The sequence below is a fragment of the Neobacillus sp. 204 genome, from assembly GCF_046562815.1.
In the GTDB taxonomy this organism is placed as follows: domain Bacteria; phylum Bacillota; class Bacilli; order Bacillales; family Cytobacillaceae; genus Neobacillus.
This window is the reverse complement of the sequence record NZ_JBJORY010000010.1, coordinates 80,809-94,474: the sequence shown is the minus strand read 5'-3', so window position 1 is coordinate 94,474 and position 13,666 is coordinate 80,809. Positions and strand designations below refer to the sequence as shown.

Here is a 13,666-nt window from a genome sequence, read left to right as displayed (position 1 = left end):
CTTTTTTAATATTATATTTTATTTTATAAAGTTTTTTTATTTCTAATATAACATTTATTGTGAAAGTTGTTCTGCAAAATGGCAGCTGACAAAATGATTCTCAGTTAATTCTCGTAAAGCAGGTTCCTCTAATTTACACTTCTCTGTTGCAAACGGACAGCGAGTATGGAAACGGCATCCGCTCGGAGGGTTAATAGGGGAAGGGACATCTCCTTTTAAGATGACACGTTCCCTTTTTAGGACTGGATTAGGTACAGGAATTGATGATAATAATGCCTTTGTATATGGATGAAGCGGTGAGTCGAATAGATTCTTTTTATCAGCAATCTCAACAATTTTTCCTAAATACATAACCATTACTCGGTCGGAGATATGCCTTACTACACTTAAATCATGTGAGATAAATAAAAAGGTAAGCTGAAACTGATTTTGTAGTTTTTTTAATAGATTTAGAATCTGGGCCTGGATGGAAACATCCAAAGCAGATACTGCTTCGTCACAAATAATTAATTTAGGATCGACTGCAAGTGCACGGGCAATCCCAATTCGCTGACGCTGCCCTCCACTAAATTCATGAGGATAGCGATCAAGCGCTTCGTGGGGTAGACCGACATACCCCAGTAATTCTAACATTCTTTCCAGCCTTTTCGGTTTTTCAACGACATTTTGAATGGCCATTGCTTCATTTAAAATGTGCTTTACCGTTTGACGGGGGTTAAGGGAGGCAAAGGGATCTTGGAAAATTACTTGCAAGTCTCCTCTAAGCTTTCTCATCTCTTTATTATTGAGGCTTAAAATGTCTTTACCAGAGTAAAATACATTCCCGTCTGTTGGTTCATCGAGACGTAAAATCGCTCGTCCTGTAGTGGATTTACCGCAGCCAGATTCCCCAACAATACTTAGTGTTTCTCCTTCGTATAGGTGAAAAGAAATGTCGTCAACTGCTTTTACAAATGCCTTAGGTTTAAAAATGGAGTCTGATTTAACAGGGAAATATTGTTTCAAATGGTCCACTTTTAATAATACTTTTTTCTCTGTAGCAGTCACCATTATTTAACAGCCCCCTCTTTTTCCGTATGTTTCGTCCATTCGTCAGTGTACATCCAACAACGTACTGTAACACCATCATTTTGTTCAATTAAATCAGGCTTCTGCAAGTGACATAATGGTTTCTGATGGGGGCACCTTGAAGCAAAACGGCAGCCTGTCGGCAAATTATACGGACTTGGTACACTCCCTTCGATCGTTTGCAATTCTTCTTGGTCCTCATGGATCTTCGGTAAAGAATTTAACAATCCTTGTGTATAGGGGTGCTTTGGATTTGTAAATATCTTTTCAGTTGGCGCATGTTCAATAATATTGCCGGCATACATTACTGCAACTTTATCACATGTTTCAGAAACAACTCCTAAATCATGTGTAATCATAATAACGCCCATACCGATCTTTTTTTGTAAATCTTTAATTAGCTCTAATATTTGTGCTTGAATGGTTACATCTAAGGCTGTTGTTGGTTCATCGGCAATTAACACTTCTGGAGTACAGGCAAGTGCCATCGCAATCATTACACGCTGGCGCATACCTCCACTTAATTGGAATGGTTCTTGTTTTGCCCTTTTTTCAGGAGAAGGTATTCCCACTAGCTTCAGCATTTCAACTGCCTTAATCCACGCTTCCTTTTTTCTCATACCTTGATGCAATCTTAATGCCTCAGCAATTTGTTCTCCGACAGGAATGACGGGATTTAATGATGTCATCGGTTCTTGGAAAATCATCGAGATTTCATTTCCACGGATTTTCCTCATTTCATCCTCTGAGAGTGTGACTAAATCTTTCCCTTTATAAAGAACCTGTCCATCGGCAATTTTCCCTGGAGGGGAGGGGATTAGTCGTAATATGGAAAGTGATGTCATACTTTTTCCACAGCCCGATTCTCCGACAATACCTAAAGTCTCTCCCTTTCGAAGGGTAAAATCAATCCCGTCAACGGCTTTACTTACACCATGTTTTGTAAAGAAATGTGTTTTTAATCCTTTTACTTCTAAAATTGGACTGTTTTTCTCGCTCACTATTATTCACCACCCGTTAATTTAGTTCAATTCGTTTATTAAAGAACCGATAGAATACGTCCACAAATAAGTTCACGATAACAAAGATTAGTGAGGCAGCTAAAACTCCCCCTTGAACCACTGGTAAATCCCGCATTCGGATCGCATCAACAATCATTCTGCCAAGTCCGTTAATCGCGAAGATTGATTCAACTAATACAGTTCCGCCAAGCAAAGCACCAAACTGTAACCCAACAACCGTTATTACTGGAATTAAGGCATTCCGTAATGCGTGCTTATAAATAATGACATGTTCGCGCAGTCCTTTTGCTCGTGCTGTACGGATATAATCCTGTCTGATGACTTCAAGCATACTAGAACGCGTCATCCGGGCAACAATCGCTGCACCCCCTGCTCCTAAAGTTAGAGCAGGAAGAATGACGTGAAGGATACTATCCCAACCTGCAACCGGAAGAATTTGCAGTTTTACGGAGAAGAAATACATCATCATTAAACCAAACCAAAAGCTCGGTAAGGAAATTCCAAGTAAGGCAACTAACATAACACTTGTATCTGTAAGTGAATAAGGTTTAACCGCTGAAATAATTCCCGCTGCCATACCTAAAACGATTGTGATAATGATACTAAAGAATGCTAACTCCATAGTGATAGGCAGTCTAACCATTATTTCATCAAGTACTGGCTGGCTATTCTTAAGTGAAGTACCAAAGTCTCCTTGAAAAACATTCAAAAGGTAGTCAAAATATTGAACCAGTAATGGCCGGTTTAACCCCAATTGCTCGCGAATGGCATTAACTGTTTCTTTTGACGCTCCTTCACCTGCAAGCAAAACAGCAGGATCACCGGGAACTAGTTGCATGATAAAAAATACGACAAAAGTTACCCCAATTACTACGGGAATCGTTTGTATTAAACGGCGTAAAATAAACATCATCATCGTCATCAAACCTCCTTTATTTTACTTTTTCATTCTTGGATCAAAAGCATCGCGTAATCCATCACCAAAGATATTAAAACCTAAAACGAGGATAGAAATCGCTAAACCCGGAAAAATCGCAATGTATGGTGCAGAGAATAAGAAATCCCTTCCATTACTTAGCATCGTTCCCCATTCCGGAGAAGGAGGCTGTGCGCCAAGACCTAAAAACGATAAGCCAGCAGCAGATAAAATCGCGGTCGCAAGACGTAATGTTCCTTGGACAATGATTGGAGAAAGTATATTCGGTAAAATATGTTTGAAAATAATTGTTAAATCATTTGCGCCAAGCGACCGAATGGCGTCGATATACTCGAGACGTTTCACTTCTAATGTAGAACCGCGGACAATTCGTGCAAATAATGGAACGGAAAATGCTCCAACCGCAATCGTAACATTCATCAGACCTGGTCCTAGAGCACTTATGATGGCTAAAGCTAGTAAGATTCCAGGGAAGGCGAGCATGACGTCCATCATACGCATAATTAGTGAATCAACCCATTTTCCATAATAGCCGGCAACTAGTCCAAAAATGATTCCGAAGAATGAGCCAAAGGCTACCGCAGCAAAACCGACTCCCATCGAAAGTCTTGAGCCATACAAAATACGACTTAATATATCTCTCCCTTTATCATCGGTTCCCATCCAGTGATCAATCGATGGAGGCAGTAATTTATCTTCTAATATAATTTCATATGGATTGTAGGGGGCTAAGAGTGGTGCAAATAATCCGATAAAAATGTAAAAGAGGATAATCATTGCACCGACCATCGCTGCTTTATTAACCATTAAAATAGAAAGGAAGTCTTTAAATTTAGATCGTTTGGGTAGATTAATTGTTTGTGTGATTACAATTGGTTTTTCAGTATTTACTTCAACTGACATGTAAAACCCTCCTTATTTTAATTATTTTTTGAAAGATGGGGCGAAATTTATCGTTGCTGTTAACCACCTTCTAAACTTTAGACTTTTAATTGGGTTATGTTCAAATTATCAAAATTAGGCGAAAAGTAAATATTTTTTAAATAATATGTCAATATAGTTAAAATTTAAGTAAATATTCTGTAAATATTATTGTCGATTGTCTTTTATAATGCAGATATGTACTAGCGGAAGGATGGTGGATAACCGATTGAAGAGTCAGAATTTACAAAATAACATAATAAGGGAGCATAAAAAAATGGAGAAAAAGGGACGCAGTATTAATAAAGGGATGCTATTTGTTCTAATCGGCTTAATGATGATATTTGCTCAAGCTTGTTCCACAAAATCAACTTCTTCAACTGATTCAGCAAGCAAAAAAGAAGCAACGAAACAAGGCGGTACATTAACAGTTGTAAGGCTTTCTGATGCTACAAAACTTGATCCGCATTTTATCACAGATATTCCTTCTGCGAATATCATTTATCAAAAAGTTTATCAGACACTAGTTGCACCAGATAAAGACTTCAAAATTCAACCACTGTTAGCGAAAGAATGGAAAGTCGTAAATGACACAACATGGGAATTTAAATTACAAGAAGGCGTTAAATTCCATGATGGTGCACCATTCAATGCTGAAGCTGTTAAAACAACATTTGATCGTATGTTAGATCCGAAAACGGAATCACCGCAACGCGAGAAGTTCGCAATGATTAAGGAAGTAAAAGTTGTGGATGATTTTACAGTTCAATTATTACTCGAATATCCTTATGCACCACTGCTATCTATTTTGGCCAGCCAAGAAGGTAGTATTATTAGTCCAAAAGCACTTAAAGAAAATCCGGATTCCTTATCACAGCACCCAGTCGGTACAGGTCCATTTGTGTTTGAATCATGGAAGACTGGACAAGAAATTTCATTGAAGAGAAATGAAAACTACTGGGGGAAGAAACCTAATATTGATAGAGTAGTATTCAAAGTCGTTCCTGAAGATGCAACTCGCCTAGCTATGATTGAGACAGGTGAAGCACAAATTAATGACCAGGTACCTGTAACCGAGATTGAGCGCATTGAGGCTTCTGATAAAATGGGCCTCTATCGTACAGAAGGACTAGCTGTTGAATATCTTGGATTTAACACAAAGAAAAAACCGTTTGATGATGTAAGAGTTCGTAAGGCAATCAGCCACGGCATCGAAAGAGAAGCCATTATTAAAGGTGTTTATAATAACGTTGGAACCCTTGCCAATGTAGCAATGAGCCCTAAGGTGCTTGGATACAGTGATAAGGTTAAAGCCTATGACTATGATTTGAATGAAGCAAAGAAATTGTTAAAAGAAGCTGGCTATGAAAAAGGATTAAATGTCACTTTATTAACCAGTGACCGAAAAGAACGTATTAACATGGCTGAAGTAATGCAATCACAATTAAAAGGGATTGGAATAAATGTGAAAATCCAGGTAATGGAATATGGTGCGTATATCGACATGATTGATAAAGGTGAGCACGATATGGCTATTGGTGGATGGGGAAATGCAACAGGTGACGGAGATTACAACCAGTACAACTTATTCCATTCAGCATCACAGGGAGCTGCAGGGAACCATTTCTACTATAGTAATCCAGAAGTCGATAAAATGATTGAATCAGCACGAAAAGAAACAGATGAGCAAAAGCGATTAAAGCTATATGAAGAAGTTATGCAAAAAGAGATTGATGATGCCGTTTATGTTCCTATCCGAAATTATGAACATTTGGCTGCCTATAGTAAAAATGTAAGTGGTTTTTGGTTAAATGCTGCCAACTATCTAATGATTGATGATGTAGTAATTAAATAAATGACTTTATAAAGAAATTGATAGTGTTCTAGAAGGAAAAGTACTTTTTTAACAAAAGTACTTTTCCTAGTTCTATAACAGGAGGGAACAGGAATGACAATTTTTTGGTTAACGAATGTCTGCTTAGAAAAAGGTTTCATTTATGAAAATGATCGTATTGTCGCAACTGAGACAGAAATTTGCCACTTGAAAATTGAAGGCGGTAAAATTACTGAAATTACGAATGAAATTCCTAATACAAAGGTTAAGCAGCATGATGCTTATGGTCAGCTATTACTGCCATCCTTAAGAGATATGCATATTCATATCGATAAAACCTATTATGGTGGACCATGGAAAGCATGTACTCCGCTCACAAAAGGCATTTTTACCAGATTAGAAGAAGAAAAAGAATTGCTGCCAATGCTCCTGCCGACAGCCCAAGAGCGTGCAGAGAAAATGATTGAATTATTGATAAAAAACGGCCATACCCATATTCGCACCCATTGTAATGTTGACCCGGTGATTGGACTAAAAAATCTTGAGGTAACCGTCAATGCCTTGAAAAAATATGAGGATGTTCTTTCTTATGAGATTGTTGCCTTTCCACAGCACGGTTTATTAAAAAGTGACTCAGTTCAGCTCCTTCGTGATGCGATGAGGAATGGCGCGACATTAGTTGGAGGCGTCGACCCTGCGACTGTGGATCGGAACATTGAAAAATCTTTAAACACTATTTTTGATATTGCTGTTGAAAACAATAAGGGCGTAGATATTCATTTACATGATCCGAATACATTAGGGGCATTTACATTTGAACGGATGGCTTATTATACGAAGGAATCTGGACTTAAAGGTAGAGCCACGATCAGCCATGGGATTGCTTTAGGTGACCTCGATGGTGAAACTCTCAATGAAATTACTGCTATTTTAAAAGAACAAGAGATGGATGTTACCACCACTGTTCCTATAAATCGGGCGACAATTCCGATACCAGCCCTTGATAAATTAGGGATTCGTGTATCTGTTGGCCATGACAGTATCACAGACCACTGGTCCCCATTTGGAACTGGAAACACAATCCAAAAGCTAGGGATTCTTGCTGAAAGATTCCGCATGAGTGATGAATATTCATTATCAACTGCCCTTAAATACGGAACTGGTGGAGTAACACCACTGAATGGAAAAGGTGAGCGTGTCTGGCCAAAGATTGGCGATTACGCAACGATGATGCTAGTAAAGGCAACTTGTTCCGCAGAAGCAGTCGCAAGAAGAGCACCCGTAGAAACATTGTTTTTCAAAGGGAAAAAGGTTGAAAGTAAATTAGAAGACACAGATCTAGTGCGTGTATAAACTTTTAAAGGAGGAGAAAGAATGACTACCTCATATTGGTTGACGAATGTTCGGTTAGAGACAGGCTATGTACAGGATGAAAAAGGAATCTATGAAACAAAGACAGAGCTTTTCCATTTGAAAATTGAGGGTGGAAAAATTGTTGAAAAGCAAAAGCTTAGTTTTAAGATTCCTTCTGGTGAGAATACAGTGGACGGAAAATGTTATTTGGCGTTACCTGCCTTTAAAGAAATGCACAACCATTTGGATAAAACCTATCTTTCACTTGATTGGAAGGCCCCGATACCTGCAAAAAATTTGAAGGACCGATTACGTATGGAAGCAATGGAACTCGAGGAATTGGCGCCAACAACAAAACAGCGTGCTAGTGCCATGATTGACTTACTGATTTCACATGGGTCGACACACATCCGCACCCATGTAAATATTGACCCTTATATTGGTTTGAAAAATTTAGAAGGCGTAAAAGCAGCATTGGAGGATTACACTGATAAGCTAACCTATGAGATTGTTGCCTTCCCGCAGCATGGATTATTAACTGAAAATGTCATTCCATTTATGAAAGAGGCAATGAGATCAGGTGCCCAATTAGTTGGTGGGTTAGATCCAGCTGGAATTGACCGCAATATCGAAAAATCACTCTATGAAGTGATGAATCTAGCAACAGAATTTGATGCAGATGTAGATATCCATTTGCATGACAGCGGCCATGTTGGTTTTTATACGGTAGATAAATTGACAGAAATGGTAGATGCAGCGAAATGGTACAATCGCGTGGCTGTAAGTCATGCATTCAGTCTAGGAGAAGTACCAGTTCCACAACAGGAAGAAATCGCCGATAAATTGAGCAAGTTAGGAATGTCGGTTATGTCTACGATTCCAATTACAAAAACAATGCCCCCCATTGATTTATTAGATCAAAGGGGAGTAAATGTGTATCTAGGGTGTGATGGTTTCTATGACTCTTGGGGGCCATATGGAACAGGGGATGTTTTAGAAAAGGCAACTCGGTATAGTGAGCTGTATCGGAAAAGTGACGAACGTGCATTAGCTCAGACACTAAAGTATGCTACTGGGGGACCAACCCCATTAACGAAAGACGGTGAAGTAGCCTGGCCTCTGGTAGGAGATGAAGCAAATCTTGTTCTTGTAAATGCGTCATGTTCAGCCGAAGCCGTTGCAAGAACGCCCGAGCGGGAAGCAGTTATTTTTAAAGGTAAAGTTGTATTTGGACAACTTTAAAAGGTTGTTATTTTGAATAAAATTCATGGAAAGATTATGTATAAAATAAATCAATTAAATTATTAATTCAGTTTGTAGACAAAAGGCAGCCGAAATAACCCATTCGGATGCCTTTTTGTGATATTTTTACTGTATTTAAATTAGTGCTGACCTTTCCTAACTGCTATTCTCTATTTATCAAACATTGCTCCTTATAGTTACACTATTACAACTATGACTTGATCCCCAAGGAAAAGAGAAAAGGTAAGGACTTTTTTCTATACAAAAAAAGTTTTAGGGAATAATATGCCAAAGGAGTTGATCACGTGTACTTTTTGTTTAATGTAATCGGACTATTTGTTATGATAGTTCTTATTTACTTTTGCTCGCCTAATAAAAGAAAAGTGAAATGGAAATCGATTTTGACATTATTGGTCGTTGAATTACTGATCACTTGGTTTATGTTATCGACCAAGATTGGGTCATGGATCATTAATAAAATAGCATCATTCTTTAACTGGTTAATTGCTTGTGCAAATGAAGGGACCTCATTCGTATTCCCTTCGGTTATGGCAAATGAGCAAGTGGATTTCTTTTTTAGTGCTTTAATGCCGATCATTTTCATTATCACGTTCTTTGATATTTTAACGTACTTTGGAATCTTAACATGGATTATAGATAAAGTGGGCTGGCTAATTTCAAAAATATCAGGTTTGCCAAAGCTTGAGAGTTTCTTCTCGATCCAAATGATGTTTCTTGGAAACACAGAAGCACTGGCCGTTATCCGGCAGCAGCTTACCGTTTTAAAAGAACATCGCCTGCTGACATTTGGAATCATGAGTATGAGCAGTATCAGTGGATCAATTATCGGCGCGTACTTAACTATGGTTCCAGCGACGTATGTCTTTGTGGCAATTCCGTTGAATTGTTTGAACGCACTCTTGATTGCGAACATGCTGAACCCAGTTGAGGTGAGTAAAGAGGAAGATATCGTTTATGTTCCTTCTAAAGAGGAGCGGAAAGATTTCTTTTCCACCATCTCAAACAGCATGCTAGTCGGTGTCAAAATGGTTATTGTTATCATGGCAATGGTGATTGGCTATGTTGCCTTAACTGCCGGTCTTAATGGAATTTTAGGATTCATAGTGAAGGGTTTAACCATCCAAAAAATATTCTCAATTATCTTTAGCCCCTTTGCCTTTTTGTTAGGTTTAGGTGGCGATGATGCTATGTATGTGGCACAATTAATGGGAATAAAGCTAGCTACCAATGAATTTGTGGCGATGCTGGACCTAAAAGGCAAAATTGCTGGACTTGCTCCTCATACGGTGGCTGTTGCCGTTACTTTCTTGACATCATTTGCCAACTTTAGTACAGTCGGGATGATTTATGGAACCTTTAATTCGATCTTAAGTGAAGAAAAATCAAGTATCATCGGAAAAAATGTCTGGAAGCTCTTGGTGAGTGGCGTTGGAGTATCCTTATTAAGTGCCATGATTGTGGGATTATTTGTTTGGTAAAAGAGTTACCTCTCCTTATACTGGTGCAAATTTGGTAACGTGAACCTGAAAAACAACGTGATATTTATAGCAAAAGGCGAACGGTGTCTTTGTTCGCTTTTTTTATCTTTCGGAATAATTGAAACTTAATGGGAATTTTTTCGTATAAATAATACAAAGATAAAAAGGAGAGGTATGAATGTTTTTAGAAGAACTTCAACAAGAGGAGAAAATTGCATTTCTGGAACTGGCTTCACTGATTGCCAGAATTGATGGTAAATTATCTATATATGAAAATTCTTTAATAAAAAAATATCAAAGAGAAATGGAGCTAGAGGATTATAAGATCAAGGGTCTCTCCATAGAAGACATTTTAAAGGAATTTAAAAGTGAACGCTCCAAATATATTGTCTTAACGGAAATCTTCCAGCTCATTTATTCAGATGGAGTTTTCCACGATCATGAAAGCGAGTTTGTCCATATCATAAAGACACATTTCGGATTTGATCCAAGTGAATTTGGAAGTTTCAAGGAGTGGGTTGGAAAAATAAAAGAATTATCAGTATCGAAGCGAGAACATTAAAACTTCTTAAATCGAGTACTGGAGAATCTCAATACCGATCACAAGACTATTCGATTAAAAAACTTAGTAATATACACGTAAGAATGGTTCCGAAGTTTTCTCCAAGCCATTCTTTTTTATGCCGTTTTTTGGCTGGAGTTTTGTGTGATTCGGACAAACTTGAGTGAATTCCAGCTGGTTCTGTCCGAATGAGCCCCGCATTCGAACAATGCAAAGCAATTTCTTGTTAGTGCTGTCCGAAAAAATGAAAACAACGGTGATAGCACTTTACTTCATTACCATCTTTCTTTGTCACTTTTAATAGCTGTGTAGTAGATAAGACATTTAGATTTTTCGTTTTACTGTTCCTTTTAATACAGCATGATTTGGAGCTAATTTCTGTTTCTGCTCTTTTGGTAGGTCACTCTCTCCATATTCCGGTCTTATTCCATTAGCAATGGCAAAGGCCATCGCTAAAGGAATCGCTACAACACCGACGATCAATCCAACAACTGCATCTATCTGAAAATGTCCTAAGTTATACCCTTGAAACCTCCTAGTTGGGAATCATTTAGACACCTTACTTATAAGACTGGGTATGTTTGTGTGTTTGACTTTATATCTTTATATCCGTCGATCACCAGATCCAATTTTCCTGTTTCAGGATCAATCACCATCCCATGAACAGAGATATTTTTAAGGAATAATGGGTGACTTTTAATTAAACGGACACTGTTGGCGACACTTTCTTCTACACATTGAAAACCCGTCAGCCAACTGGACAAATCAATCCCAGCGTTTGTGAGAATATCGATCCGCTCCTCGTCAATTCCATTCTGTTTTGCTTTTTTTAGAATAGAGGATGCTTCTAAACCTACCATACCACATCCATGATGACCGATCACACACACTTCTTCAGCCTTCAGTTCATAAATAGCGACTAGAATGCTGCGCATGATACTGCCGAAAGGATGAGAGATAACAGCCCCGGCGTTTTTGATTATTTTCGCATCCCCATTTCCTAGACCCATTGCTTTGGGGAGCAATTCCAGCAAACGAGTATCCATACAAGTTAGGATGACTAGTTTTTTATCTGGAAATTTTGTCGTCTTAAACTCCTCATACCGGTTTTGATCAACAAAATCCTTGTTGAAATCGAGAATTTTAGAAATCGTGGTCATAATTTTTTCCTCCATTTAATGATTTAGATGTTTTATTAACATCAGCTCCCTAAAAAGGGGGATGTCCAATTAAATTAACCCAAGCTCACTTTTTGTTTTTCTTTTTGCTTTAGGGTTTGCTTCTTCTTTTGAGAGGGTTGAACATTCCGCAAAAGAAAAATGTTTACACCCTTTACATCGCTTAACATCCAGTTTTGAGAGAGCATAATTGATAGCATCACCTGTATGGGCAAAGAAAATTTCCTCACCTGCCAATTGATAAAAACCAGTTTTCTTAAATAAATCTTCCAATTGCGGCTGGATACCAGAAAATATTACTTGTTGGTTACTATCCTTGAATCTTTTTACAAGATTCATGAGGAGGGCCTCGCCAGACGAATCCACGATTGAAACTTTACTCAATCTTAACAGGAGCACTCTTGGTTCTAAACGCAAAATTTCTTCCATTTCCTCCTCAAACTGCTCGGTGGTGCCAAAGAATAATGGACCTTCTACAGTGTATATATTAATTTGTGGGCAGTTTGAATCTTGCTTGACCATTTCGGGTTTTACTAGTTTATCGTTTGGATCCGGTAAAACCTTTGATACTTTTAACGTACTGCTTATTCGGATGACAAAAACGAGGAGAGCTAAAAGCAGACCTACTCCAACGCCTGTAGTTAAATCCATAAAAATGGTTAACAGAAAAGTAGAGACTAATACAAGGGAATCCATCGTTTTTGATTGTAAGATATGGGCAAATTCCTTGCTCTCACTCATATTCCAAGCGACAAACATTAAAATGGGAGCCATACTCGCCAAAGGAATGGAAGAGGCATATGGGGCAAATAATACTAACACTAGTATTACAACAACACCATGTATGACACCCGATAAAGGGGAGAACGCACCGTTTTTTATATTTGTTGCCGTTCGCGCAATCGCACCAGTGGCAGGAATTCCTCCAAATAAAGGGGTGACCATATTGGCCAATCCCTGTCCAATCAACTCTTTGTTACTATCATGCTTACTGCCGGATATGTTGTCTGCTACTAAGGCAGATAATAATGATTCAATCCCCCCAAGCATGGCAATGATGAACGCAGCAGGAAGGAGTTCAATCACTACATTGACCGTTAACTCAGGGAACTCAAATTTTGGTAATTCATTTGGAATGGCTCCATAAGTTGAACCGATGGTTGCAACCTGATTTGGGAAGAATAGTGCAGCAACAACAGTTGAAACCATTAATCCTAACAAGGCACCAGGAATTTTAGGCAAATATTTTGGTGCTAATATGACAATAGCTAAACATATACTTGCGGTAAAAATACTATAAAAATTGATTGTATTTAAATTAATTAAAATTTCTTTCATATTCAAATGAAAGGCTTCTTCTTTTTTTAAGTTTTCAAGCCCCAGGAAATTGGCAATCTGGCCAGAAAAGATAATCACGGCAATTCCAGCAGTAAAGCCGATTACCACTGGACGAGGGATAAATTTAATATACCTTCCTAATTTAAACACACCCATAAGAAGAATTAAAAACCCTGCCAAGAAGCCGGCGATTAACAGCTTTTCATATCCAAACTGGATCACCACTCCCAATAAAACCGGGACAAAGGCTCCAGTCGGGCCTGCAATTTGAAATTTAGAACCTCCAAAAAGAGAAACAAGGATTCCGGCAATTGCCGACGTATAGAGTCCATACTCTGGTCTTACCCCTGAAGCAATAGCGAAAGCCATTGCTAAAGGAATCGCAACAATCCCAACAACTAACCCGGCAATCAAATCTTTTTGAAGATAGCGTAAGTTGTATCCAGAAAACCTTTTAGATGAAACCATTTATTACATCCTTCCATTTCTATATTGTATAGTTTTTCACAAGTAAAAAGGACAAAGCTAATTTCCAGTCCGACAATGTTTCATAACCTTTACTATTTCTTTTATCAACTTTTGAAACGAGAAATCATAGTTGTAAAAAACCTCCTTTAAAGACTTTTTTGTTACCCGGAATCATCATAGAAAAGAGTTATGTTAGGACGCTCTGTAAAATCCCTGTTGTCTCTTTCCATGTAGAGATACGCTT

General features: G+C 38.2%; 11 protein-coding genes and 1 pseudogene. 5 read left to right on the top strand and 7 right to left on the bottom strand.

The genetic code is table 11. The annotated features are described in order from the left end of the window. Positions 1 to 54: 54 nt before the first annotated feature. From ACJ004_RS20480 to ACJ004_RS20465, 4 genes are read right to left on the bottom strand one after another with little or no spacing between them, the layout of a single operon-like run. Entirely contained in the window at positions 55 to 1,050 is a 996-nt protein-coding gene (locus tag ACJ004_RS20480; protein ID WP_410894989.1) for an ABC transporter ATP-binding protein, read from the bottom strand. Further along, positions 1,050 to 2,069, bottom strand: coding sequence for an ABC transporter ATP-binding protein (locus ACJ004_RS20475; protein ID WP_410894988.1), 1,020 nt, complete (start codon positions 2,067 to 2,069; stop codon positions 1,050 to 1,052). The genes ACJ004_RS20480 and ACJ004_RS20475 overlap by 1 nt, the downstream gene beginning before the upstream one ends. Positions 2,070 to 2,085: 16 nt before the next feature. Then, entirely contained in the window at positions 2,086 to 3,006 is a 921-nt protein-coding gene (nikB, locus tag ACJ004_RS20470; RefSeq protein WP_410894987.1) for a nickel ABC transporter permease, read from the bottom strand. A 21-nt stretch (positions 3,007 to 3,027) separates the two neighbouring features. Continuing rightward, on the bottom strand, positions 3,028 to 3,930 hold the full coding sequence (locus tag ACJ004_RS20465) for an ABC transporter permease (RefSeq protein WP_410894986.1): 903 nt from the start codon (positions 3,928 to 3,930) through the stop codon (positions 3,028 to 3,030). Between the two features lie 295 nt (positions 3,931 to 4,225). On the opposite strand from ACJ004_RS20465, the gene ACJ004_RS20460 reads away from it, so the two are divergent. The 5 genes from ACJ004_RS20460 to ACJ004_RS20440 all read left to right on the top strand — a co-directional run bounded on the left by ACJ004_RS20460 (position 4,226) and on the right by ACJ004_RS20440 (position 10,438). After that, complete coding sequence (locus ACJ004_RS20460) at positions 4,226 to 5,803, top strand: glutathione ABC transporter substrate-binding protein (protein ID WP_410894985.1); 1,578 nt, start codon at positions 4,226 to 4,228, stop codon at positions 5,801 to 5,803. A gap of 93 nt (positions 5,804 to 5,896) precedes the next feature. Continuing rightward, entirely contained in the window at positions 5,897 to 7,135 is a 1,239-nt protein-coding gene (locus ACJ004_RS20455) for an amidohydrolase family protein (protein ID WP_410894984.1), read from the top strand. 21 nt (positions 7,136 to 7,156) lie between these two features. After that, positions 7,157 to 8,377 carry an amidohydrolase gene (locus ACJ004_RS20450; protein ID WP_410894983.1) on the top strand — a complete coding sequence of 407 codons (1,221 nt, stop codon included), beginning with the start codon at positions 7,157 to 7,159 and terminating at the stop codon, positions 8,375 to 8,377. A 341-nt stretch (positions 8,378 to 8,718) separates the two neighbouring features. Then, positions 8,719 to 9,876, top strand: coding sequence for a nucleoside transporter C-terminal domain-containing protein (locus ACJ004_RS20445; RefSeq protein ID WP_410895074.1), 1,158 nt, complete (start codon positions 8,719 to 8,721; stop codon positions 9,874 to 9,876). A gap of 178 nt (positions 9,877 to 10,054) precedes the next feature. Then, positions 10,055 to 10,438, top strand: a complete 384-nt coding sequence (locus ACJ004_RS20440; RefSeq protein ID WP_410894982.1) for a hypothetical protein — start codon at positions 10,055 to 10,057, stop codon at positions 10,436 to 10,438. A 408-nt stretch (positions 10,439 to 10,846) separates the two neighbouring features. On the opposite strand, the pseudogene ACJ004_RS20435 reads toward ACJ004_RS20440, so the two are convergent. From ACJ004_RS20435 to ACJ004_RS20425, 3 genes and pseudogenes are all read right to left on the bottom strand, one after another. Next, a pseudogene (locus tag ACJ004_RS20435) lies at positions 10,847 to 10,939 on the bottom strand (SulP family inorganic anion transporter); the annotation flags it as partial. A gap of 62 nt (positions 10,940 to 11,001) precedes the next feature. Then, positions 11,002 to 11,598, bottom strand: coding sequence for a beta-class carbonic anhydrase (locus tag ACJ004_RS20430; protein WP_410894981.1), 597 nt, complete (start codon positions 11,596 to 11,598; stop codon positions 11,002 to 11,004). A gap of 69 nt (positions 11,599 to 11,667) precedes the next feature. Next, on the bottom strand, positions 11,668 to 13,422 hold the full coding sequence (locus ACJ004_RS20425) for a SulP family inorganic anion transporter (protein ID WP_410894980.1): 1,755 nt from the start codon (positions 13,420 to 13,422) through the stop codon (positions 11,668 to 11,670). Between the last annotated feature and the right edge of the window lie 244 nt (positions 13,423 to 13,666).